Here is a 23,396-nt window from a genome sequence, read left to right as displayed (position 1 = left end):
CTCTGGGGGAGGGCAGGGGTGGGGGCACGGCGGCGCTGATTCGGCCGCGCGCTTGATCGAAGGCATGCCCCCATCCCAACCTTCCCCCAACGGGGGAAGGAGCAAGGCAAACGCTACAGCTTCAACTCCCAGGTCTCACCCACCTGCGGCTGGCCATACCCCTCATGCGGCTCCGAAAGGGTGAGCTGGAAGCCGCGCTTGGCATAGATGCTGCGCGCGGCCGTGAGGCAGCTGTTGGTCCACAGCGTCATTTTCTTGTAGCCCTTGCGGCGCGCAAAGGCGATGCACTCGTCCACGAGGCGTCCGCCCAGGCCCAGGCCGCGCGCGGCCGGCGTGAGGATCAGCATGCGCAGCTGCGCCACGGTGGCCGACTTGCGCACCACGAAGATCGCGCCGACGCGCTCGCCGTTGAGCTCGGCGATCCAGCAGCGCTCCCATTCGGGCTGGAACTTGAGCAGGAACTCGCCCGCAATGCCTGCCACGAGCGCTTCGAAGCGATGGTCCCAGCCGTATTCGCGCGCGTACAACTCGCCGTGCTGCTGCACCACCCAGCCGATGTCGCCGGGTGCCGGGTCGCGCAGCACGGCAGCCTGGGGCCGCGCGGGCGACGCGGCCGGTTCGAGCAGCGCCTGCACCGTGTCCATGGCCTGCACCAGCTGGTTTTGCTGTGCCGGCGGCAGCGCGGCGAGCAGGGCGGCGGCTTCATCGCGCGATTTCTGTTGCAGCGGCGCAAATGCGGCGTGGCCGGCTTCGGTCAGGCGCAGCACGCTCTGGCGCGCGTCGCGCGGGTGCAGCTCGCGCGTGAGCCAGCCGTGGGTTTCGAAGCGGCGCAGGATGCGGCTGAGGTAGCCGGCGTCGAAGCCCAGGTCGCGCCCGATCTCGCTGGCGACGGGGGTTTCGCGGTGCGCCAGCTCGTAGAGCACGCGCACGTCGGTCAGCGACAGGTCGCTGCCCAGGTAGGGGTCGAGGGCGCCGATGCGGCGGGTGTAGAAGCGGTTGAACCGGCGGATGGCCTTGACGGCGGACGGGTCGACGGAGGGCGTTGGCGTGGACATGGTTGCCATTGTCATTCAAATTGATTGACTTTGGCAATTGAATAAGAGCCCTCTCATCCCGGGGCAAGGGATCTTCAGGGCGACAGAAATGCTGGAAAACCCTAAAATCGAGGGTTGCCCACACAGGCGGCGCCCCGGCGCTGTCCGCTCCCACCGATGAACGCCCCCGTCGACGTCTCCTTTTTTGCGCGTGCCGCCAAGCCGCTGACCAGCTACCGCAAGTACTGGGCGGCCCGTTTCGGCACGGCCAAGTTCCTGCCGACCTCGCGCAAGGAGATGGACGCGCTCGGCTGGGACAGCTGCGACATCATCGTGGTCACGGGCGACGCCTACGTCGACCACCCCAGCTTCGGCATGTCGGTCATCGGCCGCATGCTCGAGGCGCAGGGCTTTCGCGTGGGCATCATCGCGCAGCCCGACTGGCAAAGCGCCGAGCCCTTCAAGGTGCTGGGCAAGCCGAACCTGTTCTTCGGGGTCACGGCCGGCAACATGGATTCGATGATCAACCGCTACACGGCCGATCGGAAGATTCGCAGCGACGACGCCTACACCCCCGGCGACGTCGGCGGCTCGCGCCCCGACCGTGCGGCCATCGTGTATTCGCAGCGCTGCAAGGAAGCCTGGAACGACGTGCCGATCATCCTGGGCGGCATCGAAGGCAGCCTGCGTCGCATCGCGCACTACGACTACTGGTCGGACAAGGTGCGCCGCTCCATCGTGGTCGACGCCAAGTGCGACCTGCTGCTGTACGGCAACGCCGAGCGCGCCATCGTCGAGATCGCGCACCGCCTGGCCGCCAAGGAGCCGGTGCAGCAGATCACCGACGTGCGCGGCACCGCCTATGTGCGGCGCGAAACGCCCGAGGCCTGGTTCGAGATCAACTCCACCAGCGTCGACGAGCCGGGCCGCGTCGAGGCGCACGTCAACCCGTACCTGATGGTGTCCGACCAGGCCAAGGCCAACGGCGCCACCTGCGCGAAGGAAGACGAGGCGCAAGCCGTCGCCAAGGCCGCCGAAGCCGCGGGCTCTGCCGCCGGTTCGGTCGTCAACCCCGCCATCAAGCCGCTGAACTTCGTGCCCAACCCGGCGCTGCAAGGCCGCGGCAAGATCGCCGTGCCGCCGCGCGACCGCTCGGTGATCCGCCTGCCGTCGTACGAGCAGGTGCGCAGCGACCCGGTGCTCTACGCCCACGCCAACCGCGTGCTGCACCTCGAGACCAACCCCGGCAACGCCCGCGCGCTGGTGCAGGCGCACGGCGAGGGCGCCACGGCGCGCGACGTGTGGATCAACCCGCCGCCCATTCCGCTCACCACGGCCGAGATGGACCACGTGTTCGACCTGCCGTATGCGCGCAGCCCGCACCCGCGCTACGCCGACGAGAACGGCAGCCACGACGGCGCGACCAAGATCCCCGCGTGGGAAATGATCCGCTTCAGCGTGAACATCATGCGCGGTTGCTTCGGCGGCTGCACCTTCTGCTCGATCACCGAGCACGAGGGCCGCATCATCCAGAGCCGCTCGGAAGACTCGATCATCAAGGAGGTCGAGGCCATCCGCGATTCGGTCAGCGGCTTCACCGGCACCATCTCCGACCTGGGCGGTCCCACGGCCAACATGTACCGGCTGGGCTGCAAGAGCCCCGCGATCGAGGCGGCGTGCCGCAAGCCCAGCTGCGTGTACCCGGGCATCTGCCCGAACCTGGGCACCAACCACGACCCGCTCATCAAGATCTACCGCCGCGCGCGGGCGCTCAAGGGCATCAAGAAGATCCTCATCGGTTCCGGCCTGCGCTACGACCTGGCCGTGCAGTCGCCCGAGTACGTGAAGGAGCTGGTGCAGCACCACGTCGGCGGCTACCTGAAGATCGCGCCCGAGCACACCGAGCAGGGCCCGCTCACGAAGATGATGAAGCCCGGCATCGGCAGCTACGACAAGTTCAAGCAGATGTTCGAGAAGTACTCGGCCGAGGCAGGCAAGAAGCAGTACCTCATCCCGTACTTCATCGCCGCGCACCCGGGCACCAGCGACGAGGACATGATGAACCTCGCGATCTGGCTCAAGAAGAACGGCTTCCGCGCCGACCAGGTGCAAACGTTCTACCCGAGCCCGATGGCCACGGCGACGACGATGTACCACACCAACAAGAACCCGCTGCGCAAGATCACGCGCGAGAGCGAGACGGTGGACATCGTGCGCGGCGACAAGCGCCGCCGCCTGCACAAGGCCTTCCTGCGCTACCACGATGCCAACAACTGGCCGCTGCTGCGCGAGGCCCTCAAGAGCATGGGCCGCGCCGACCTCATCGGCAACGGCAAGCATCACCTGATCCCGACGTGGCAGCCGCTGACCGATGGCGGCTACACGAGCGCGCGCCGCAAGAACTCGACCTCTGCGCCGGTGGCCGCCAAGGCCACGGCACCGGTCCGGCTGGCGCCGGTGAAGCCCTCCAAGGGCCGCATCCTCACGCAGCACACGGGCCTGCCGCCGCGCGACAACGGCAGCGGCGGCAAGCCGCTCAACAAGCCTTCACGCAAGGTGCGTTGATGCGTTGAAGAAGGCGCGGTCAGGTAAAGACCGCGTGCTTCGACAGCCAGAACACCCACGCCCCCAGCGCCGCGCAATGCAGCGCGACCGTGGCGTAGAACCTCCACAGGAAACTCGCCTTGCTCGACTTGTGCCGCAGCAACCGCTGTGCGCACCACGCGCCCGGCCAGCCGCCCGCGAACGCGAGCAGGTGCAGCGTGCTTTCCTGCGTGCGCCAGCGCCCGGCCTGCGCCGCGCGCTTGTCGAAGGCGTAGGCGCCGAAGGTGAGCAGGCTCAGTCCCGCGACGACCGCCAGTGTGAGCAGTGGCAGGCGACCGAGCCAGACAGCGGCGCCCAGGCCCAGCACATAGACCCCGATCAGCCACGCGCCCCACGGCGTGCCGGCCGTGCTGCGACCCGAAGACCGGCGCGGCTGCGGGCGTGATGCTGCACGGGGTGCGGCACCCGCCGAGGCCGCAGCCTCCACGGCCATCGCCCGCGGCCCCTTGCCGCCGACATGGATCTCTTCGAAGTGCACCGCCATGCCGACCTGCGGCTTCAGCTGGCGGTCGCGAAAGTCGCGCAGGTGCACGAAGACGTCGGCCGACACCTCCGGGCTGCGGATGAAACCGAAGCCGCGCTCGGCCTCCCAACGAACGAGTCGACCTTGGCGCTTCATGGCATGCGATGAAAGAGAGCAGGGCACATGCGGGCGATTCTCTCTTGTGGGCGCGGTGCACCGCTCCTATCATCGACCGCTCATGCACCTGCATCACTCTCCCCCTTCGTCGACCTGCCGCTGACGTTCGCGCGCGCCTCGCGCCGCGCCCGTCAGGCCCGCAAGTGGTCGCTGCCGTCCGCCTTCTTCCGCTGAGCGAAGACAGGCCGGGCGGTGGCCGGATGGTCATGCCCGCCCCCGGCAATGCGTCAACGCGACGCCGAGGCAGCGGGCCTCACGGAGAGTTTCAACATGAATGCAAGAACAACGGCCGCCCTGGCCTGGGGCGGCGTGCTGCTGGCCGGCGTGCTCTGGGGCGGCGGCGCCCTGGTGGCGCAATTCCTGATCGACGGCGGCATCGCGCCGCACAGCCTGTCGCTGGCGCGCTTCGCGCTGGGCATGCCGCTGCTGTGGTGGCTGCACTGGCAAGCGACGCGACGGTCACCGGTCGCCCATGCCGAGTGGCGCCATCTGACGCGCCGCGAGCAGGGCCACGTCGTCGGCACCGGCGCCGCGATGGCGCTGAACGTGAGCTGCTGGTTCGCCGGCATCGCGCACCTGGGCGCCGCGCTGCCGACGGTGATCTCGATCTGCTGCGCGCCGCTGATCGTGGCCTGCGTGTCGGTGCTGCGCGGCTACGAGCCCTTCGGCGCGCGCCTGCTCGGCGGCCTCGTGCTGGCGCTGGCGGGCGTGCTGCTGCTGGTGATGCCGGCCACCGGCTGGGGCGCCTTGCCGACAGGCTACGGCGCCGGGCTGGCATGGTCCTTCGGCTCGGCCGTCTGCTATGCGCTGGTGGTGCTGGGCAACGCGCGCATGCCGGCGCGGGTGCCGGCCGTGACCGCGTCCGCCTGGGGTATGAGTGCCGCGGCGCTGTGCATGCTCGGCGTCGCCGTGGCGAACGGCATCACCTGGCCTGAAGGCGCGGCGCAATGGACGGGCGCGGCCTACACCGGCGTGGCCACCACCTCGGTGGCCTACCTGGCTTTCGCCTGGGGTGCGCGCCGGCTCTCGCCGACGGCGGCGGTGGTCGGCACGTTGATCGAGCCGCTGGTGGCGGCCTGGCTGGCGGCGCTGTGGCTGGCCCAGCCGATGGCGCCGCGCCAATGGTTGGGCGCGGCGCTGTTGGCGGGGGCGATGCTGCTGCTGGTGCGGCGGAACCGGGGTATCGTGTAGCCCCATGACGAGCAGTTCGCCCCCCGTGCCGGTTTCGTGGAAGCGCATCCTGGCGATGGCCGGATGCTGCGCTGTGTCGCTGCTGGCGCAGGCGGCGGCTCCCGAGGCCTCCGCGCCCACGGGTGCCCAGGCCCTGCGGGCCGAGCACCAGAAGCTCAGCGACAAGCTCGACCAGAGCCGCTTCGGGCGCCCCGTGCAACTCGATTCCACCGAGACGCCCGGCGGCCTCGAGGGCGACATCTACGCCGTGGTCGAGCACCCGCTGTCGAAGGTCAGCGCGGCGCTCAAGGGCTCGGACCACTGGTGCGAACTGCTCACGCTGCACATCAACAACCGGCGCTGCCGCGTGAGCACCTCGCCGCAGGGCAAGGAGACGCTCACGCTGTTCGTGGTGCGCCGCTACGACAAGCCGGTCGACCAGGCCTTCGAACTGCCGTTTGCCTACCGCGTGGCCAGCGCCACGCCCGAGCACCTGCAGGTCGAGATGTCGGCCGACACCGGCCCGTTCGGCACCAGCAACTACCGCGTGCGGCTGGAGGCAGTGGCGCTCGACGAGCGCAAGACCTTCCTGCACTTCAGCTACGGCTACGACCACAACACGATGGTGCGGCTGGCCACGCAGGCCTACCTGGCCACTTTCGGCAGCGGCAAGGTGGGCTTCACCGTGGTGGGCAAGGGCCCCGACGGCCAGCCCGAGTACATCCGGGGCCTGCGCGGCCTGGTGGAGCGCAATGCGATGCGCTACTTCCTGACGCTCGACGCCTACCTGGCCACCGGCGCCAACGATCCGGCCGAGCGCCGGCAGCGCTACTGGTTCGCGGCGGCCGAGCGCTACCCGCGCCAGCTGCACGAGGTCGACCTGGACACCTACCTCGCGGTCAAGCGCGAAGACCGCCAGCGCGACGGCAACGGCCGCTGAAAAGGCGCCGACCACCGCAACCTTTCGGTTGCAATTTCACGGGCTTGTCATCTGCCTCGGCATTAATCGCCGGGGCTTGCGCCTTTGCGCGGGCGCATCACAAGGACAACAAGCAATGCGCAAGACAACAAGAGGATCGAGGATGGGATGGCTGGCGCTCGTGGGCGCTGGCGCGGTGCTGACCGCCTGTGGCGGCGGCAACGGCGGCGGGGGCGGCTGGTCGTTCCCGGTGGGCGGTGGCGGCACCACCAATCCGCCCGCTGCACAGTCGAAGACCGGCACCTTCCTGGATGCCGCAGTCGAAGGCCTCGACTACGTGGCCGGCAGCGCCGCCAAGGCCGCCACCAACGCCAAGGGTGAGTTCATCTGCAAGGACGGCGAGACCGTCACCTTCAGCGCCGGCGCGCTGGCCCTGGGCAGCGCCGCCTGCGGCGAAGCGATCACGCCGCTCACCCTGGCCGGCGGCAGCGACGTGAAGGCCGATGCCGTGGTCAACCGCCTGCTCGCGCTGCAAAGCTTCGACGAAGACCGCGACCCCGCCAACGGCATCCGCCTGACGCCCGCGCTCAAGGCCGCCCTGACGGCCGGCGCGCTCGATTTCAACGCCGCGCCCGACGCCTTCCACACCGCGCTCAACGCGGTGCTGGCCGCGCTGCCCGCGCCCTACAACGCCCGCACGGTCGATGCGAACCGCCGCATGCTGGCCCGCGAACACTTCGAGGACACGCTGGCCTCGCGCCTGGGGGCACCGGTCACCGAAGCATCGAAGCAGACGAACCAGCTCGGCGCCATCGGCATCGCCGTCACGCGCTACCAGCTGCAGGCCGATGCCCGCTTCCACGTGCCCTACGAGGGCGACAACCCGGACATCAAGGCCGACTTCCCCCAGGGCTTCCTGCCGGCCTACGGCTCGGGCCTGGCGTTCAAGGGCAAGGCCGACGACGGCACGCTCGAGTTCTACGCCATCACCGACCGCGGCCCCAACGGCGACGGCCCGACCGCGCCCGTGCCCGGTGGCAACGGCGCCACCAACATCAGCAAGGTGTTCCCGGCGCCGTCGTTCGCACCGAGCTTCGGCATCGTGCGCGTGGGCAAGACCGGCGCGGTGCTCAGCACCAGCGTGCCGTTGCGGCTCGACGCCGGCAAGAAGATCACCGGCCTGCCACCGCGCTCGGGCGTGGGCTCGACGGGCGAAACCCCGCTGACCGACCAGTACACGTTCGACGAGGCCAAGGCCGGCTACGACGCCAACGGCCTCGACCCCGAGACGCTGGTGCTCGACAAGGCGCGCAACGTGCTGTGGACCAGCGACGAGTACGGCCCCTTCATCGCGCGCCTGAACATCGCCAGCGGCGTGATCGAGAAGAAGTACGCGCCCGGCCCCGGCGCCACCGACCTGCCGGCCGTGCTGGCCCAGCGCCGCCCCAACCGCGGCATGGAAGGCCTGACGCTCGATGTGGCCAGCGGCGTGCTGCACGGCTTCCTGCAAAGCCCGATCGACCCGCGCGACGCCAACGGCAAGTCGATCAAGGCCAAGCCGCCGGGCGGCAGCAACACCGACGTGCGCCACATCGCCAAGTTCACGCGCTGGCTCGCGTTCGATCCGGCCACCGAGACCTCGAAGCTCTACGCCTACCCGATCGACGGCAGCCAGTACGACAAGGACCGCACCGGCAACGCCAAGCTCGGCGACATGATGAGCCTGGGCAACGGCCGCTTCATCGTCATCGAGCAGGGCGCGCGCAAGAGCGACGGCAAGGTGTTCAACAAGCTGATGCTGGTGGAGCTGCCGGCCAACGCCACCGACATCAAGGCCTTCGATCACAACCTGGAAATCAGCAGCATCACGCAGGCCGCGTCGAACGGCGCCGACTATTCGACCGTGGTGACGATGCGCAAGACCGAGCTGCTCGACCTCAACGCGCTGGGCTGGCTGGCCGAGAAGGCCGAGGGCCTGACCATCGTCGACGACCAGACCCTGGCGCTGGTGAACGACAACGACTTCGGCCTGGGCACCGTGCTGCTCGGCGCCGATGGCACCCGCCTGGCCGGCAGCGTGGAAGACTGCACGGCCGCCGTCGACGGCCAGCTCAGCGGCTGCCCCGCGGGCGCAACCCGGGCGCGCATCACGCGCGGCTCCGACCTGGAGCGGCCGACGCGCATCTGGCTCATCAAGCTCGATCGCAAGCTGAGCGACCTGCGCCTGCCGGCGTCCTGAGCGCCGTCAGTCGGCCAGCGTGAGCAGCGGCACGTCGCGCTCACGACCCATGGCCTCCAGCTCGGCGCGCGTGCGCGTCGCGAGCCAGGTGGCCAGTGCCGCGTGCGTGGCCGGCGCCATCATGTCCGGCGGCGCCACGCCGGCCACGTCGCACAGGCGCGCGGCGAAGTGCGGTTCCAGCGCCGCCACGGCCACGCGGCCGTCGGCACAGGGATAGACGCGGTAGCCCGCGTGCGCGCCGCCCACCGCGCCGTCGGGCTTCGTCAGGCCCCAGGTGCGGGGCAGGGCGAGCCAGTCGGCCGAGGCGTTCAGCGCCACCTCGAGGTACACGCCGCCGCGCTGGCGCGTCTGCTGCAGCACGGCCTTCAGCACCGCTTCGCTCGCGAGCAGCGCACCGCCCATGTCGGCGTACAGCGTGGGCGGCAGCGCGGTGCCGGTGACGAGGCCACTTTCGGCGAGGTAGGTCAGGTCGTGGCCCGGCTCCTCGGCGCGTTCGCCCGGGGCGCCGACGATGGCGACCTGCGACAGCGCCGGGTGCCGCGCCTGCAGCGAGGCCCAGTCGAGCTTCAGCTTCTGCAGCGCCGAGGGTCGGAACGAGGTCAGCAGCACGTCGGTGCGGGCCAGCTCGGCGTGCAGCTGCGCCTGGCCGGCCTCGGTCTTCAGGTCGACGGTGCGGACCTCCACGCCCTCGTGCAGCGCCGTGTACGCGGGCCGGTTGTACAGCCCCATCGGATCGCCGCCGGGCGGCTCCAGCTTGAGGCAGGCCGCGCCCATCGTGCGGCAGCGCAGCAGCGCGGCGGGGCCCGGCAGGTTGAGCGCCAGGCTCAGCACGCGCACGCCGTCGAGCGGCAGGAAGGAAGCATCGGAGGAACGGGGCATGGGTCGTGTGTCCGGAAGGTCCAGGGGTGAAAGGGAAGGGGGCGCGGCCATTTTCACCCGCCGGCAGAGCCAGATTCCGCAAGCCACGGCGGCCTGTCGGTCGTAGCATGCGGCCGATGGCAGCATGCGCTCCTGCCGCTGCCGCAACGCCAAGGAGACCCCTCATGTTCGAAGCATCCCTGATGCGCGGCCAGCGCATCCTCGTCACCGGCGGCGGCACCGGCCTCGGCCGTGCCATGGCCGAGCGCTTTCTGAGCCTGGGCGCCGATGTCGCCATCTGCGGCCGGCGCCAGGCGGTCTGCGAAGAGACCGCCGCCGCCTGGCGCCAGCAGTTTCCCGATCGGCGCATCGATGCCTTCGGCGTCGACATCCGCATCGCGCAGCAGGTCGACGAGATGGTCGAGAGCCTGTTCCAGAGCGGCGGGCTCACCGGGCTCGTCAACAACGCGGCGGGCAACTTCGTCTCGCCGACCGAGAGCCTCTCGCCGCGCGCCTTCGACGCCGTGGCCAACATCGTGTTCCACGGCAGCTTCTACGTGACGCAGGCGGTGGGCAAGCGCTGGGTGGCGCAGGCCAGGTCGGGCGCATGGAAGCCGGGCGATGCCTTCCGCAGCGTGATGAGCATCATCGTCACCTGGGTCGACAACGGCAGCCCCTACGTCGTGCCCTCGGCCATGAGCAAGGCCGGCATCGAGGTCATGACCAAGTCGCTCGCGGTGGAGTGGGCGCGCCACGGCATCCGCCTGAACGCCGTGGGCCCCGGCGAGATCCCGACCGAGGGCATGAGCAAGCGCCTGAACCCCGGCGAGGAACCCGGTGCGCGCAGCATCAAGACCAACCCGATGGCGCGCGTGGGCCGCATGAGCGAGCTGCAGAACCTCGCGTCGTTCCTGATGGCGCCGGGCCAGTGCGACTGGCTCACGGGCCAGAGCATCATGATGGACGGCGGCAATGCGCTGGCCACCGGCGGCAACTTCTACGAGCTGCGCGAGTGGAGCGACGCCGACTGGCTGGCCGCGCGCGAACGCATCGAGGCGCAGAACCAGAAGGACAAGGCGCAGCGCTGAAAGTTACTTGCGCGGCGCCTTTGCCGCGCCCACGGTGACCTGCTTGCGCACGGGGCTCGACAGCACCAGCGAGGTGGTCACCGAACCATCGACCGCCAGCGCGTCCACCACGCGCTCCAGGTCGGTCGGCTCGGCGATGGCGCAGCGCACGAAGAAGCAGTCGGCGCCGGTCACGCGGTCCACCGCGAGCACCTCGGGCATGGCCTCGAAGAGCGCGAGGTAGCGCGCAATGGCTGCGTGCGTGGTGTCGATGCGGATGATGGCCTCCAGCCCCACGCCCAGCGCGCGCAGGTTCACGCGCGCGCCGTAGCCCTCGATCACGCCCGCGTGCTCGAGCTTGCGCACGCGCTCGCTCATCGCCGGCTGCGACAGGCCGATGCGCTTGCCGATCGCGGCCAGGCTCTGGCGCGCGTCGGTCTGCAGGGCTTCGAGGATGAGGCGGTCTTTCTTGTCGAGGGTCATGGCGTGCGGCGAAAGAAGAGGAGACCGATGATCGATCGGTGCGTGGCGCCGATTTTCGATGGGTTGCCCTTTTGCGCGCGCGACGCAACCGCTATGGTGGCGGTCATCTTTCTCCAGGAGACCCCATGCAACTCGTCGGCATGCTCGACTCGCCCTTCGTTCGCCGCGCCGCGATCTCGCTGCGCCTGCTCGGCCTTGCTTTCGAGCACCGCTCGATCTCGGTCTTCAGCACCTTCGAGCAGTTCCGCGCGATCAACCCGGTGGTGAAGGCCCCGACGCTGGTGTGCGACGACGGCACGGTGCTGATGGATTCGACGCTCATCATCGACCACGCACAGGCGGTCGCCGGCCGCAGCCTGTGGCCGGCCGACCCGGCCGCCCGGCTGCGCGACCTGCGCCTCACGGGGCTGGCACTCGCGGCCTGTGAGAAGACGGTGCAGATCGTCTACGAGCGCAACCTGCGGCCCAGCGAGAAACAGCACCAGCCGTGGGTCGATCGCGTGCAGGGCCAGTTGAATCTGGCCTATGCCGAGGTGGAGCGCGAACTAGCGGCTGCGCCTCTGGCGGCACCCGCAGAAAACACGATCACGCAGGGCGGCATTTCGGCGGCGGTGGCCTGGACCTTCACGCAATTCATCCTGCCCGACGCCGTGCGCCCGTCGGACTTTGTGCTGCTCGCCGCCTACACGGCGCAGGCCGAGCAACTGCCGGTGTTCGTCGGCGCGCCGCTGGTCTGAGCGACCGCGCTCAGGCCGCGATGTCCGCGCCGCGCTCGGTCAGCAGGCCGCGCAGCAGCGAGCGGTGGCAGCGCGACTCCTCCTCGCAGTAGCAGCCGACCGCGAGCGCAGTGGTGTGCGAGAGCGCCGCGAGCAGGTCGAGGCTGCGGCTCGCGTCGGCCTCGGCCATCTCGGCCTTGTACTTGCGCATGAAGGCGTTCCATTGCGCCGGCGTCTCGGCTTCCTGGCCCAGCTTCATCGTCTCGGCCGATGGCGCGAGGTTGGGGTACCACACGTCGTACCAGTTCTGCGAGGCGAACTCGGTCTTCGGCACGCCGCGCGGCGGGCGGCGCACGGTGCCGATGCGCAGGCCCTCGCCGGGTGCGCGCGGGGTGCCGAGGCGGACGATGCGGATGCTCATGACGGGGATCTCCTGGGGCTGTTGTTGTGATGTGTTCGACTGTCAGGTGCCGACGATACCGCCGTCGCGGCGGCGGATCGCCAGCGTGGCCGAGCGCGGGCGCGCGCTGCCGGGCTGCGAGCCGTCGGGCCAGGCGCTGTTGTGCTTCGCGTCGCCGTCGTCGCGCGACTCGCCCGGGTGCTGGATGTTGACGAACAGCGTGCGCCGGTCGGGCGTGACCACGCAGCCCGTGATCTCGCAGCCGTTGGGCCCCGTGAGAAATCGCTGGATGCGGCCCGTGGCCGGGTCGGCGCACAGCATCTGGTTGTTGCCGAGCGCGGCGTAGGGCGGCTTGCCCATGGACTGCCCGCTCATGTCGGTCTGGATCCACAGCAGCCCGCCGCTGTCGAAGTGCAGGCCGTCGGGGCAGCCGAACGCGTCGGCGTGGTCGCCGGGGTAGCGCGTGCCGGCGCCGGGCTGCGCGGGGTCGCCTGCGAGCGCGTAGTGGTCCCACGCGAAGGTGGTGCTCGCCGCGTCGCCGCCGTCCTCGCGCCAGCGCAGGATGCCGCCGAAGAAGTTGGGCGCACGCGGGTTGGCGGCGTCGGCGCCGGGCTTGCCGAGGTCGCCGCGCTGCGTGTTGTTGGTGAGCGTGACGTACACCTCGCCGCTGTGCGGATGCACGGCGATCCATTCGGGGCGGTCCATCTTCGTGCCGCCGACGATGTCGCCCGCCAGCCGCGCATGGATCAGCACCTCGGCCGGGTCTGCGAAGCCGCTGGCCGCGTCGATGCCGTGGCGCCCGTGCACGAGTTCGAGCCAGCGCCCGCGACCATCGGCGTCGAAGCGCGCGACGTGCAGCGTGCCTTCGTCGAGCAGGTGCCGGTTGGCGGCGCGCGCGGCGGCATCGGTGCCGGGGCGCACGGGGTCGCGGCTCACGAACTTGTAGATGTACTCGAAGCGCGCGTCGTCGCCCATGTAGACCACCACGCGGCCGTCCTTGGCCACGGTGCAGGTCGCGCTTTCCTGGCGCTTGCGGCCGAGCGCGGTGCGCTTGACGGGTACCGACTCGGGGTCGAAGGGATCGATCTCGACCACCCAGCCGAAGCGGTGCGGCTCGTTCGGATGGCGGCTCAGGTCGAAGCGCTCGTCGAAGCGCCAGTACTCGACCCACTGCGCGCCTGGCACCGTGCCGTAGCGGCGTTGCGCGGGTGTCGCACGGTTCGCAGCCTCTTTCGGGCCGCCGAAGTAGCCGTGGAAGTTCTCCTCGCAGGTCAGGTAGGTGCCCCAGGGCGTGACGCCCATCGCGCAGTTGGCGAAGGTGCCGAAGACGCCGGTGCCCGCCGGGTCGGCGGCGGTGCGCATCAGCGGCGTGCCCGCGGCGGGGCCGGCGATGCGCATCGGCGTGCGGCCGTGCACGCGGCGTGCGTAGGGCGAGGGCAGCACCTGGCGCCAGCCTTCTTGTGTGCGGCGGACCTCGATCACCGACACGCCCATCGCATGCAGCGACTTGCGGACCTTGTCGGCGTTCCAGGCCTTCACGCCGTCGGTGTGCAGCAGCTGCTCGTCGGTGTACTCGTGGTTCATCACGAGCAGGCCGCGTTCGCCGCGCGCATCGAGCGCGAAGAAGTGCATGCCGTCGTGGTGCATGCCCGCCTGCAGGGCCTGCTCGTCGGCGCTGTTGCCGGCGTCGGGCGCGAAGGCCGGCATGCGGCCCGCAACGCCCGTGGGCGCGCCCCAGGGGTAGAGCATCTGCCATTCGTATTCCGGCGGCACCACCACCGCATCGCGTTGCGAAATGGGCACGCTGGTGAAGAAGCCCGACGGGTTCGTCGCGCCCGTGGAAGGCGGCAGCTGCGAGCGCGCGCAGCCCTGGCCGAACAGCGCGACGACGGCGGCGGTGGCGCCCGATTGCAGGAGAAAGTGACGGCGGTCCAGGGTCATGGCGAGGCGGCGAAGGTGTTGGGTCGGCGACAGTGCGCATCATCGCCCAGCGGCCCGGTCGCGCGATACTGGACCGATACCCGGACACCGACAGGAGACATGCAATGAGCGACCGTATCGAATGGACCCGCCACGCCGACGGCGTGGTGGAACTGCAGCTGGCGCGCGCCGACAAGATGAACGCGCTCGACCCCGCGATGTTCGACGCGCTGGTCCAGGCGGGCGAAGCGCTGCGCGACGACAGGAGCGTGCGCGCCGTCGTCATCGCGGGCCGCGGCAAGGCCTTCTGCGCGGGGCTCGACATGGCGTCGTTTGAACGCATGGGGCAGGGCGCCGCCAGCGACGTGCTGGGCGCCTCGGCCGGCGGCACCGACCTGGTCGCGCGCACGCACGGCCTCTCGAACGCCGCGCAGCAGGTGGCGATGGTGTGGCGCGAAGTGCCGGTGCCGGTCATCGCGGCCGTGCACGGCGTGGCCTTCGGCGGCGGGCTGCAGGTGGCGCTGGGCGCCGACATCCGGCTCGTGGCGGCCGACACCAGGCTGTCGGTGATGGAGATCAAGTGGGGCCTCGTGCCCGACATGGCGGGCATGGTGCTGATGCGCGAACTGGCGCGCACCGACGTCGTGCGCGAACTCACCTTCACCGGCCGCATCTTCTCGGGCGAAGAGGCCGTGCGCCTGGGCCTGGCCACGCGCGTGGCCGCCGATCCGCTGGCCGAGGCGCTGCAGATGGCGCACGAGATCGCCGGCAAGAGCCCCGACGCCATCCGCGCCGGCAAGCGGCTGCTGAATGCGTCGCTCGCGCACAGCGCCGCCGAGCTGCTGATCGCCGAGTCGGTCGAGCAGCAGGCGCTGATCGGCAGCCCGAACCAGCTCGAGGCCGTGAAGGCCAACATCGAGCGGCGGGCGCCGCAGTTCAGCGCGCCGGCCTGAGTTTTCTCTTCTGGTTTTTCCTGCGTTCCTCGCGGTGCGGACACCGCGAGGCGCAACTGCTCGTGCGCCTTTTTCGAGCGGTCAAAGGGGCGTTCGCAACATTTCGTATGCCAAAAATCGTACACAAAGTGCACCATCCGTGTCTTCGTGTAAGAATTAAGTAGTTGTTTTCCCGAGTAATTCGACGGAATTGACCGCACTTAGTGTGCGGAAGATCACGACTTGTCGTATGCCCTCGGTCGGGGAAATGGCTATCGGAGTCACACTCGAAAACAATTAATCAACTTCTTGCTTTGGCTAGCGACGGCGTCCTGCATGTCGACGAATACGTTTTTTTGCAATCTCAGCGTGCCCATCCTCGTGGGCGAGGACCGCTACAAGTACGTCCCGATCGTGGGGGTGTTTCGCAGCATTCCCATCGAACAGGTCGACGCCTGGGTGATGCACCCTGATGGCCGGCCGCGCAGCGATCGCGAACTCGCCGCCGAAGTGCTGGTGGAAATCCGCAAGCCGCTCGGCACCAGCGGTCACACCGCGCCGAACGCCTTCGATGTGGCCGACATCCTGCAGCTCGACCGCGCGGCTGCGATCGTGGTGTCGACCTTTCTCGCGGCGTTGCCGCGGGTCTGAACACCTTTCTCGCTGCTCGTCTCAGCTGGCAATGGCACCGACCGCCCAGTAGAAGGTCGGCCGCGCACCGTTGAGCAGGTGGTCGCCCACCACGCGCCCCTTGTAGATCGTCGGGTTGTGCGACGCCAGCGTGCGCGCATTGCGCCAGTGCCGGTCGAGCCGCCGGTCTTCCTGCAAGGCCGAAGCTCCGCCGATGTCGAACAGCCGCGTGCCCGCCTGCAGCACCGCGTCGACGATGCCGGCCTGCGCCTTGGCGGTGTTCAGCTCCACCTCGAACAGCAGCTGCTCGGGCACGGCCTCGCCGCGCTGCAGGTGGCGATCGACCTCGCCCAGGCCGCGTGCTACCGCCTGCACCGTCGACGCGGCCACGAAGGCCGTGCTCGCGAGCTGGCCGATCACCTGCTGCACCAACGGGTCTTCGCGCGGCGTGGCGCCGCTGCCGTGGCTGTAGACGCGCTTGCGCGGCTGCACGAAGGCCACCGCATCGCGCACGATGGCGCGTGCGATGCCCGCCAGCGTGGCCAGGTGCGTGAGCTGGAAATGCGCGGTGAGCGGCGTGGGCTGGTCGCGCACGTACAGCAGCACGTGCTCGGGCTTCACGCGCACCTGGCGAAAGCGCGTCGTGCCCGAAGCGCTCAGGCGTTGGCCGAAGCCGCGCCAGTCGTCGACACGTTCGACACCTGCGGCTTCCGCCGGCACGAGTGCGATCACGCGGTCGCTGCTGCCGTCGTCGTTCAGGCGCTGGGCCGCGACCGAGATCCAGTCGGCGTAGAGCGTGCCGGTGCTGTAGAACTTGTCGCCGTCGAGCCGCCATGTGTCGGCGCTCTGCGCGTCGCGCGTGAGCGTGGTCTGCAGCGCGCCGAGCGCGCCTTCGCCGAGTTCGGTGGTGGCGTTGCCGAAGATCACGCCGTCGGCCGCCAGGCGCATCCACGGGCCGTGCAGCGCGGGGTCGATCTCGGCGAACAGGCGCTCGATGAAGCCGAAGTGCGCGCGAAGGATCTGCGGCAGGTTGGAGTCGGCCTCGCCGAGTTCGATCAGCAGGTCATACAGCTGCTCGACCGAGGCGCCCAGGCCGCCGTGTTCGAGCGGCACGCGCAGCGCACCGAAGCGGGCGGCCTTGAGCCACGCTACCGGCGCGTAGGCCAGTTCGCGCTCGTTCTCGCGCTGTGCCGCGTGTTCGGCGATGCGTGCGAAGACGGGGCGGAAGCGCTCGGCAAGTAGCTGCGAAGAGGGCGCGGGCGGGGAAGGGCGGGTGGGAGCCGAGGGCGCGGCTGGGCGCGTCGGCGTGTCGTGAAGGGATGCCATGGCGAGCCGGGCGGCCCCGAGGGCGCGCCGGAAAAAGAGCGATACAGGCGTGGGACTGTGCCCGCGCCATGCCCTCGGGGGGAAATACGCTTTTCGTGTTTTCTTATGCGCGGCAGGTGTGCTGTGTCATCGCGTCAGAACTCGCCCTTCAGCCCCACGCGCACGCCCACCGATCCGCTCGAGCCGCTGACCCCGGCGGAGAGCGCCAGCGGCATGTCCGTCGCAAGGCGGTGCACGACGCTGGCACCCATCGCGGAGTGGCCCTTGTAGTTCGCCAGCTGCGCGGCCCAGCTGGTCTTGCCGGGGGCGGACGGCATCGGCGCGTCGCCCATCGCCATCGCCGCGGCCACGCCTTTCGCTGCGAAGGTGCGTGCTTCCGACACCGCGGCTGCATTGAGCTGCTGCGCCTGCTGCAGGTTGACCGCGTCGGTGGGCAGCACGCCCGGCGCGACGTTGGCGATGCTGCGCGTCTGGCCGGTGGCCGCATTGCCCACCGACACCGAGTTGTCGCGCGTGGCCACCGAGCCTTGGCCCAGAGCGACCGAGTTCGATCCTGCGGCCAGCGTGTTGGCGCCCAGCGCCACCGCGTTGTTGCCCGTGGCGACGGCGTCGTTGCCGACGGCCGTCGTCGGATCGGCCAGCGCCTTCGCGCCCGCGCCGATCGCCACCGAGCCCGCGTAGCGCGCCTGCGCCCCGTTGCCGATCGCCGTGGTGTTGTCGCCGTTGGCGGTGGCGTGGGTGCCCAGCGCCGTGGCGCCCGTGCCCGTGGCCTGCGTGCCGGTGCCGCAGGTCACGTTGCCGCCGCTGAAGCTGCACAGGCCGTTGGACAGCGCCTGGTTCATGACGCCCTGCAAGGCGGCGATCTGCTGCATCGTGAAGGTATTGGCGGTGGTCAGCGCACCTTGCTGCACCTGCTGCAGCTGGCCGACGTTGGCGGCGTCGGTGGCGGCGACGCCCGCGCGCACGTTGCTCAGCGTGGTGCCGGCGCCGCCGTTGGCGTTCAGCGCGACCTGGGCACCGCCCGCGCCGTACTGCACGGAGTTGTTCGCCACGCCCAGCGCCGTGTTGGCCGTGCCTTGCGCGGCGACGGCGGTGGCCTTGGCATCCGTGGCGCTGGCTTGCGCACCTTGCGCCGCGCCGAGGGCCGTGTTGGCGGTGCCCTGGGCCGTGGCTGCGGCTGTGGTCGCGGTGTTGGCCGTGCCCTGGGCGGCCGCCGCCGCGGCCTGCGCAGTGGCGACGCCCGCCTGCGCGGTTTGCGCGGCGCTCAGGGCGGTGTTGGCCGTGCCTTGCGCTGCGCCCGCGTCGACCATGGCGGTGAGGGCCGTGCCACTGGCGGCGGAGGCCGTGGCCTGTGCATTGGCCGCGCTCTGCTGCACGGTGTACAGCTGGCCCCCGTTGACGGCGTCGGTGCTGGTGGCGTTCACTGCGCCGGCGCTCACGTTCACGAGGCCGCGCGTCTGTCCCGCGCTGCCGAAAGACACGGTGTTGGCCGATGTGGCGACCGAGTTCGCGCCGATGGCCACGCCGCCGTTCGCGCCGTTCACGACCCGGCTGCCGGAGCCGATCGCCACACTGCCCGTGGCCAGTGCAGCGGCGCCCGAGGCCCCGTTGTCCGCGCCGCCGATGGCCGTGCTGCCGTTGCCGGATGCCACGGCGCCCTGGCTGGTGCCCGAGGCGCTGCCGATGGCGACGGCGGCGTTGCCCGATGCCTGTGCGCCGCTGCCGCCCGACGGGCCGGTGCCGGTGCAACAACCGTTGCCGCCTGCGGCTCCCGCGCCGAGTGCGATGGCCCCGCCCGCCGATGCCACGGCGCCACGTCCTCCGGCGCCGCCTGTGCCGCCTGCGTCGCTCGATCCGCCGGTCCCTCCGCCGCCGATGGCGGTTGCGCCGCCGGTGGTAGCGCTGGCACCGGTGCCACCCGAGCCACCGGTTCCGCCAGAGGTCGCGGACCCGCCATTGCCGCCCGCACCCAGTGCTGTCGCGCCATCGAAGGCGGCCGAGGCTGCAGCACCGCCGAGGCCGCCCGTGCCACCGGAACTGCCCGCGCCTGCGCTGCCCGTATCGCCGTGCGTCAAACCGGCCGCATGGACGCTGCCTGCGGCTAGCAAGGCCGCGGCAGCCAGATGCCGAAGGGCGCGGACGCGCGGTGGTTGTCCATGGACACCATGGATGTGGACGTGGCTCGGCATGGACTCTTCCCCTGTGAAAGCAAACAAGACAAACGCGTCGAAGTGTGTCCTTTCGCCTTCGAGGAGGCCATCACCGAAAACTGGTACGAGCCCTCGCCGGGGTGCTAGATCGCCTTGACTTCGAAGTACGCCTCGTCCGTATCGCCCAGGTCGCGAAAGCCTGCTTTGCGCGCGGCGTCGTAGGCCTTGATCCAGCGCGCGGCCAGGGCGATCTCGGTCTTGGTGAGGTCGGTGTCGCTCGATTCGCTGGCGTTCTGGAACGCGCGCATCACGGGCAGCACGTCGGCGCCCAGCTGCTTTTCGAGTTCGCGCCGGAAGCGTTGTTCTGCGACCCTGACCGCGTCGGCCGACGAATGGGGGTAGTCGATCAGCTTGGCGCAGAAGGCTTCGCCCAGTTCATCTTCGGATGCCTCAGGCAGGACCATAGGGGCGGGCTCGTGAAAGTGGAAGACGGTCGAGGGCGGCGTGGCCGGCCGGGGGAAGAAGAGTTCAGCTTGGGTCATGGCTCACCCACGCGGTGGACTGGGATGCGTTCTTCGGCATGTGGATTCCTTGAGAATACTGTTTAAATGTACAGTATTGAATCCAGAATTCAAATGACAGGCGGCGTACATCTGACGCTTGGAACCCTCTGCTTTAATGGCGCCTTGCCCGGAAGGGCCCAGGCTGTGTTTCACAGAGGAAGGCAACGTGCAGATGGATTGGATGACCGTCCTTGGGACCGTCGCAGTGATCGTCCTGCAGGGGCTGTCGTTCTGGTTCCTCTACTGGCTCTGGAAGAAGCTTCGCACGCCCAAGGCGCCCCGGGCGGGTGCTGCGCCTCTTGTGATCAAGGGCGGGGTGATCCCCGCCGTGGCCACGTTCACCGGCCTGCGCGGAATGCCGTGGATCGCGTTGGCGACCAACAGCCTGAACCCTGTCTTCCGTATCGAAAGCGAGCAGCTGGTGTACCGCGTGCTGCGCCAGCGCCAGCGGCCTTTCGCGGAGATACGACAGGTCGATGTGCGCGAGGCCTACGGCACCTTCAACCTGATCTTCGAGTTCCACGACACGCGGCGGACTTTCGTGGCGAATGTGGGCACTGCGGCGCGCGGTGCGCAGGCGTTGGCGCTGCTGCCGCCGGGCGTGCCGTTGTCCACGCGTGCACAGGCCGCTGCCGCCGACGGACGCTGATGGCCGCCATGTCCGCAGCCCTTTCCTCGATGGTGCCCTTGCTTGTCTACGGGCTCGTGGCCTGGTTCGTGGCCATGGTCGCCTTGCTCGGGTTGGGCCTTCTGTGGCTGGCGTTGGATTGGCCGGGCGCCGTGCCGCTGTCCAGGTTCGCGGCCTGGTTCGGTTTCCTCACGGATGCGGTCTTCAGTCACCTGGGGGGCTTCGCCATGGGCGCCTTCGCCGTCTGGGACACGATCAAGAAGTCGCGAACGGCCATGACGGACCTGCCTTCGATGGCCGAGTACATCATCGTCCCGGTGGTGCTGGGGGTGCTGTCGCTGCTCATCATGAAGCACGGCTGGCACACCTTGACCACCAGGCTGCGCGGCAAGACACGCTGAAGGCGCAAGCGGCCAGGGTCGGCGTCCGCTGCCCGTGCCATTCTTTCAACGACGACTCGTACTCAGGTGCTCCTTCCCTTGCTCGGACGGCGAGGGGCCAAGAGCCTCAGCGGCCGGGCCCGAAATGATTCTGCGCAACGCACCGACGCCCGCCGGATTGCACGGCATTGCAGGCGTTCTCGGCGGCGGCGTACTGCTGTTGGCGCGTCTGGCGTTCCGCGGCGATCTGGGCGGGTGTCACGCCGGGCTCGGTGGGGCAGTTGGCGGCGATCATGTCCAGCACCGTCTTCGTCATGTACATCACCGTTTCCTGGCTGGCGGTGATCGAGGCATTGGGTGCGACCTTCGTCGCGATGACCGACTGCTTCATGGCCTCGCAGCTCTGGCTGGAAAGGCGCGTTCCGGCAGGGCGGCTGGCCGCGTTGGCGGTGCCCCCTGACGACGAACCTCCACCCGTCGCCGTGCTGCCACCCGACTCACCCGTCATCTGCCACGCCGTCGTGGCCGCCAGCGGATGGTCGGGGAAGCGGCTCATCAACGTGCGCTGCACTTCGCGCGCACGGGCGCGGTCGCCTTGGGCATTCAGCTCGTCGGCGCGTGCGAACAGCTGTCCGGGGTTCATCGTCTGCAGGCTGGTTCGGAATTGCTGTTCGGCTTGCGCCGCCTGCTCGCGTTTGCGTTGCTGTTCGGTTTCGGCCGCGAGCCGGTTCTTTTCTGCTTCGGCGCGGGCGGCGGCCTCGCGGTCGCGCGGCAGGTTGACGTCGATCCGGTTGCCCTCGGTGTCGATGCGCGCGCCTACCGACAGCACGCCCTTGTCGTAGCGGCCTTCCTCGGATAGCGAGCCGTCGGCGCGGTACTCGCGGCCCTGAGCGGGTTTGCCGTCCACGCGCAGGCCTTCGAAGCGGGAGCCGTCGGCGCGCGTAAAAGTGCCCTGTACGGCGCCTGTGTCGGTCCAGCGGCCGACCAGGGTGGCGCCGTTCTTGAAGCCGTACGCTCCCGCGCCGACACGCTTGCCGTTCACATACTCGCCCACGAACCGGTCGCCGGTGGAGTGCAGGACGTCGAATGCCCCCTGCCTCTCGCCTTGCCGGTACTGGCCGCGCTGGATCTCGCCGCTGGAGAAGATCGTCGTGCCGGCGCCTTCCTCCTGGCCGTCCCGGGTCTGGCCGTAGTAGACCCAGGTGGTGCCGTTGTTGCCCTTGCCGCTCAGGGTGTCGCCGCTGCCTGCATCGCGCACGTGGGTGCCGATGTCCTGCGCGCGGGGCTGGACGTCGGGCCGGGTGCCCAACGCGCGTTCGTTGCTGCGCTCCTCGCTGTTCAGCTCCGCCGTGAAGATGGCGTCGGGCGTGACCTCTTTGCGGTAGAAGCCGAGGAAGTTGCGCGTGCCTTCGCCGATGGCCGTCTGCAGCCGCTCGATGTAGCTCTTGGCGCGCGCGCAGGTCTTCTGTGCGCTCAGCACGAAACGGCAACCGATGTGGGCCGAACAAAGATCGGCCTGGGTGACCGTGGCTTCGTCCTTGAGCTCGGTGCAGTTCGCGATCTCGGGGTTGACCTGGGCCCGGACGACTGCGGGAAGGGCCAGCGCGCAGGCCGAGAGCACGAGCGCCGACAGTACATGGGAACAGGCGGGTGGCCGCACGGTGGTCTTCGTCGTCATGGCGTCTCTCCTCGGTCTGCGATCGGCCGAATCTAGCGAAGCGGTCTGCAAACCAAATACCGCGTTTGTGGGAGTCCACGGGAACCGGTGGTTCGGGTCACCGCGTTTGGCGGGGCGTCGCTACCATCGCGCCATGCGCAACACCGCCACCTTCCTCGCCGGCCTCCTCCTGGCCGCCTGCGGCATGGCCTATGGGCAGCAGGTCTACCGATGCGGCAACCAGTACAGCAGCGAGCCGTGTGCACGCGGCGGCGGCGGCCGGCTGGTGGATGTGTCGCCCCCGGTGCGCAACCTCGATGCGGCCGGCGCTGCCGAGGTGTTTCTCTGCGTCAGCCACAGCGGAGGTCGGTTCTGGTCACCCCAGCATTGCCGTGAACGCGGCGCGCTGGTCGAGCGCATCGAGCCGGTTCCCGGCGGGCTGTCGTGGGAGCAACAGGTGCAGATTGCCGACCAGCAGACCAGGCAGGGCCACGCCGTCCAGCAACAGGCCGCGCAGCAGCGCGGCGCGAGCCTGCCGGGCGTGACAGGCGGGGCGGGTGCGGGTGAAGACACGTCGCGCTGCGCACACTTCAACCAGCAGGTGGCGCACTACGACCGCCTGGCGCGACAGCCGCAGAGCGGCGCGTCCCAATCGTGGATTGCCCAGCAACGCAAGGAGGCGCGCGACGCGCAGTTCAGGGCCAGGTGCTGAGCATCCGCGGGTCGGTTCGCGCAAGCGCCGCAGTGGCTCTTTACCGGCTGTCCATGCGGGCCTTCATGAAGCAGGCCCGCAGGAGCGCCAGTTCGCGATGGGGGTCGTGCAATCCGTTGCCCATCGGCCTGGTGCGGCTTGCCGCCTCCTGAAGGGCTCCCGCGTGGTACTCGGCCAGCGACTGGGGCGGAATGGCCAGCGTGCCTGCGGCGTATTCGCCCCTGGCTTTTTCCGTCATCCAGCCTTGCACGCGCTCACGGGACCCCGTGTGGTTGCGGCGGTAATAGCGGTTGTTGGATTCCGCCAATCTCTGACCCTAGATTTCCGTCGAATACTGACCCACCCGCTTTGTGAGCCTGAAGGCTTCA

Annotated in this window: 22 protein-coding genes; 11 read left to right on the top strand and 11 right to left on the bottom strand. The window is 69.6% G+C overall.

Annotated elements, in window-relative coordinates:
• Window positions 1–113: 113 nt before the first annotated feature.
• A complete protein-coding gene (locus AC07Q9_RS13485; protein ID WP_495310051.1) occupies window positions 114–1,055 on the bottom strand; it encodes a bifunctional helix-turn-helix transcriptional regulator/GNAT family N-acetyltransferase in 942 nt (313 codons plus the stop codon).
• Window positions 1,056–1,211: 156 nt separating this feature from the next.
• On the opposite strand from AC07Q9_RS13485, the gene AC07Q9_RS13480 reads away from it, so the two are divergent.
• Complete coding sequence (locus AC07Q9_RS13480) at window positions 1,212–3,599, top strand: YgiQ family radical SAM protein (protein WP_495310049.1); 2,388 nt, start codon at window positions 1,212–1,214, stop codon at window positions 3,597–3,599.
• 19 nt (window positions 3,600–3,618) lie between these two features.
• Here AC07Q9_RS13480 and AC07Q9_RS13475 read toward each other — a convergent pair whose 3' ends face one another.
• Entirely contained in the window at window positions 3,619–4,257 is a 639-nt protein-coding gene (locus AC07Q9_RS13475; RefSeq protein ID WP_495310047.1) for a DUF1294 domain-containing protein, read from the bottom strand.
• Between the two features lie 291 nt (window positions 4,258–4,548).
• On the opposite strand from AC07Q9_RS13475, the gene AC07Q9_RS13470 reads away from it, so the two are divergent.
• The 3 genes from AC07Q9_RS13470 to AC07Q9_RS13460 all read left to right on the top strand — a co-directional run bounded on the left by AC07Q9_RS13470 (window position 4,549) and on the right by AC07Q9_RS13460 (window position 8,606).
• A complete protein-coding gene (locus AC07Q9_RS13470; protein ID WP_495310044.1) occupies window positions 4,549–5,469 on the top strand; it encodes a DMT family transporter in 921 nt (306 codons plus the stop codon).
• A gap of 4 nt (window positions 5,470–5,473) precedes the next feature.
• Complete coding sequence (locus AC07Q9_RS13465) at window positions 5,474–6,388, top strand: hypothetical protein (protein ID WP_495310042.1); 915 nt, start codon at window positions 5,474–5,476, stop codon at window positions 6,386–6,388.
• A 142-nt stretch (window positions 6,389–6,530) separates the two neighbouring features.
• Window positions 6,531–8,606 (top strand): esterase-like activity of phytase family protein, encoded by a 2,076-nt coding sequence (locus tag AC07Q9_RS13460; RefSeq protein ID WP_495310040.1) that lies wholly within the window; start codon window positions 6,531–6,533, stop codon window positions 8,604–8,606.
• A 6-nt stretch (window positions 8,607–8,612) separates the two neighbouring features.
• Here AC07Q9_RS13460 and AC07Q9_RS13455 read toward each other — a convergent pair whose 3' ends face one another.
• Window positions 8,613–9,485, bottom strand: coding sequence for a CoA transferase (locus tag AC07Q9_RS13455; protein WP_495310038.1), 873 nt, complete (start codon window positions 9,483–9,485; stop codon window positions 8,613–8,615).
• A gap of 164 nt (window positions 9,486–9,649) precedes the next feature.
• Here AC07Q9_RS13455 and AC07Q9_RS13450 point away from each other — a divergent pair, with 164 nt between their 5' ends.
• Window positions 9,650–10,552, top strand: coding sequence for an SDR family oxidoreductase (locus AC07Q9_RS13450; RefSeq protein ID WP_495310036.1), 903 nt, complete (start codon window positions 9,650–9,652; stop codon window positions 10,550–10,552).
• A 3-nt stretch (window positions 10,553–10,555) separates the two neighbouring features.
• On the opposite strand, the gene AC07Q9_RS13445 is transcribed toward AC07Q9_RS13450, so the two are convergent.
• Window positions 10,556–11,014, bottom strand: a complete 459-nt coding sequence (locus AC07Q9_RS13445; RefSeq protein WP_062481605.1) for an Lrp/AsnC family transcriptional regulator — start codon at window positions 11,012–11,014, stop codon at window positions 10,556–10,558.
• 125 nt (window positions 11,015–11,139) lie between these two features.
• Here AC07Q9_RS13445 and AC07Q9_RS13440 point away from each other — a divergent pair, with 125 nt between their 5' ends.
• Window positions 11,140–11,751, top strand: coding sequence for a glutathione S-transferase family protein (locus AC07Q9_RS13440; RefSeq protein ID WP_495310033.1), 612 nt, complete (start codon window positions 11,140–11,142; stop codon window positions 11,749–11,751).
• Between the two features lie 10 nt (window positions 11,752–11,761).
• Here AC07Q9_RS13440 and AC07Q9_RS13435 read toward each other — a convergent pair whose 3' ends face one another.
• Together AC07Q9_RS13435 and AC07Q9_RS13430 are read right to left on the bottom strand one after the other, a co-directional pair.
• Entirely contained in the window at window positions 11,762–12,151 is a 390-nt protein-coding gene (locus AC07Q9_RS13435; RefSeq protein WP_495310031.1) for a DUF488 domain-containing protein, read from the bottom strand.
• 42 nt (window positions 12,152–12,193) lie between these two features.
• The gene (locus AC07Q9_RS13430) at window positions 12,194–14,071 is read right to left on the bottom strand and encodes a PhoX family protein (RefSeq protein WP_495310028.1); all 1,878 of its coding nucleotides are present in this window, start codon (window positions 14,069–14,071) and stop codon (window positions 12,194–12,196) included.
• A 104-nt stretch (window positions 14,072–14,175) separates the two neighbouring features.
• On the opposite strand from AC07Q9_RS13430, the gene AC07Q9_RS13425 reads away from it, so the two are divergent.
• Both AC07Q9_RS13425 and AC07Q9_RS13420 read left to right on the top strand, forming a co-directional pair.
• Window positions 14,176–15,003 (top strand): crotonase/enoyl-CoA hydratase family protein, encoded by an 828-nt coding sequence (locus AC07Q9_RS13425; protein WP_495310025.1) that lies wholly within the window; start codon window positions 14,176–14,178, stop codon window positions 15,001–15,003.
• Window positions 15,004–15,351: 348 nt separating this feature from the next.
• The gene (locus AC07Q9_RS13420) at window positions 15,352–15,633 is read left to right on the top strand and encodes a hypothetical protein (RefSeq protein ID WP_489058355.1); all 282 of its coding nucleotides are present in this window, start codon (window positions 15,352–15,354) and stop codon (window positions 15,631–15,633) included.
• Between the two features lie 21 nt (window positions 15,634–15,654).
• Here AC07Q9_RS13420 and AC07Q9_RS13415 read toward each other — a convergent pair whose 3' ends face one another.
• The 3 genes from AC07Q9_RS13415 to AC07Q9_RS13405 all read right to left on the bottom strand — a co-directional run bounded on the left by AC07Q9_RS13415 (window position 15,655) and on the right by AC07Q9_RS13405 (window position 19,630).
• The gene (locus tag AC07Q9_RS13415; protein ID WP_495310023.1) at window positions 15,655–16,938 is read right to left on the bottom strand and encodes an acyl-CoA dehydrogenase family protein; all 1,284 of its coding nucleotides are present in this window, start codon (window positions 16,936–16,938) and stop codon (window positions 15,655–15,657) included.
• Window positions 16,939–17,072: 134 nt separating this feature from the next.
• The gene (locus AC07Q9_RS13410) at window positions 17,073–19,013 is read right to left on the bottom strand and encodes a YadA family autotransporter adhesin (RefSeq protein ID WP_495310021.1); all 1,941 of its coding nucleotides are present in this window, start codon (window positions 19,011–19,013) and stop codon (window positions 17,073–17,075) included.
• Window positions 19,014–19,231: 218 nt separating this feature from the next.
• Window positions 19,232–19,630: a hypothetical protein gene (locus AC07Q9_RS13405; protein WP_495310019.1), complete on the bottom strand. Its 399-nt coding sequence runs from the start codon at window positions 19,628–19,630 to the stop codon at window positions 19,232–19,234.
• Between the two features lie 202 nt (window positions 19,631–19,832).
• On the opposite strand from AC07Q9_RS13405, the gene AC07Q9_RS13400 reads away from it, so the two are divergent.
• Window positions 19,833–20,300, top strand: coding sequence for a hypothetical protein (locus AC07Q9_RS13400; RefSeq protein WP_495310017.1), 468 nt, complete (start codon window positions 19,833–19,835; stop codon window positions 20,298–20,300).
• Window positions 20,301–20,308: 8 nt separating this feature from the next.
• Window positions 20,309–20,680: a hypothetical protein gene (locus AC07Q9_RS13395; protein WP_495310015.1), complete on the top strand. Its 372-nt coding sequence runs from the start codon at window positions 20,309–20,311 to the stop codon at window positions 20,678–20,680.
• Window positions 20,681–20,786: 106 nt separating this feature from the next.
• Here AC07Q9_RS13395 and AC07Q9_RS13390 read toward each other — a convergent pair whose 3' ends face one another.
• A complete protein-coding gene (locus tag AC07Q9_RS13390) occupies window positions 20,787–22,337 on the bottom strand; it encodes an MORN repeat-containing protein (RefSeq protein ID WP_495310013.1) in 1,551 nt (516 codons plus the stop codon).
• A gap of 133 nt (window positions 22,338–22,470) precedes the next feature.
• Between AC07Q9_RS13390 and AC07Q9_RS13385 the strand changes: the two genes are divergently transcribed.
• Complete coding sequence (locus AC07Q9_RS13385) at window positions 22,471–23,028, top strand: hypothetical protein (RefSeq protein ID WP_495310011.1); 558 nt, start codon at window positions 22,471–22,473, stop codon at window positions 23,026–23,028.
• A 40-nt stretch (window positions 23,029–23,068) separates the two neighbouring features.
• Here AC07Q9_RS13385 and AC07Q9_RS13380 read toward each other — a convergent pair whose 3' ends face one another.
• Window positions 23,069–23,335, bottom strand: a complete 267-nt coding sequence (locus AC07Q9_RS13380) for a hypothetical protein (protein WP_495310009.1) — start codon at window positions 23,333–23,335, stop codon at window positions 23,069–23,071.
• Window positions 23,336–23,396 lie beyond the last annotated feature (61 nt).

The organism is Variovorax sp. GW821-FHT09A10 (assembly GCF_059418385.1).
This window is presented reverse-complemented; position numbering and strand designations above follow the sequence as displayed.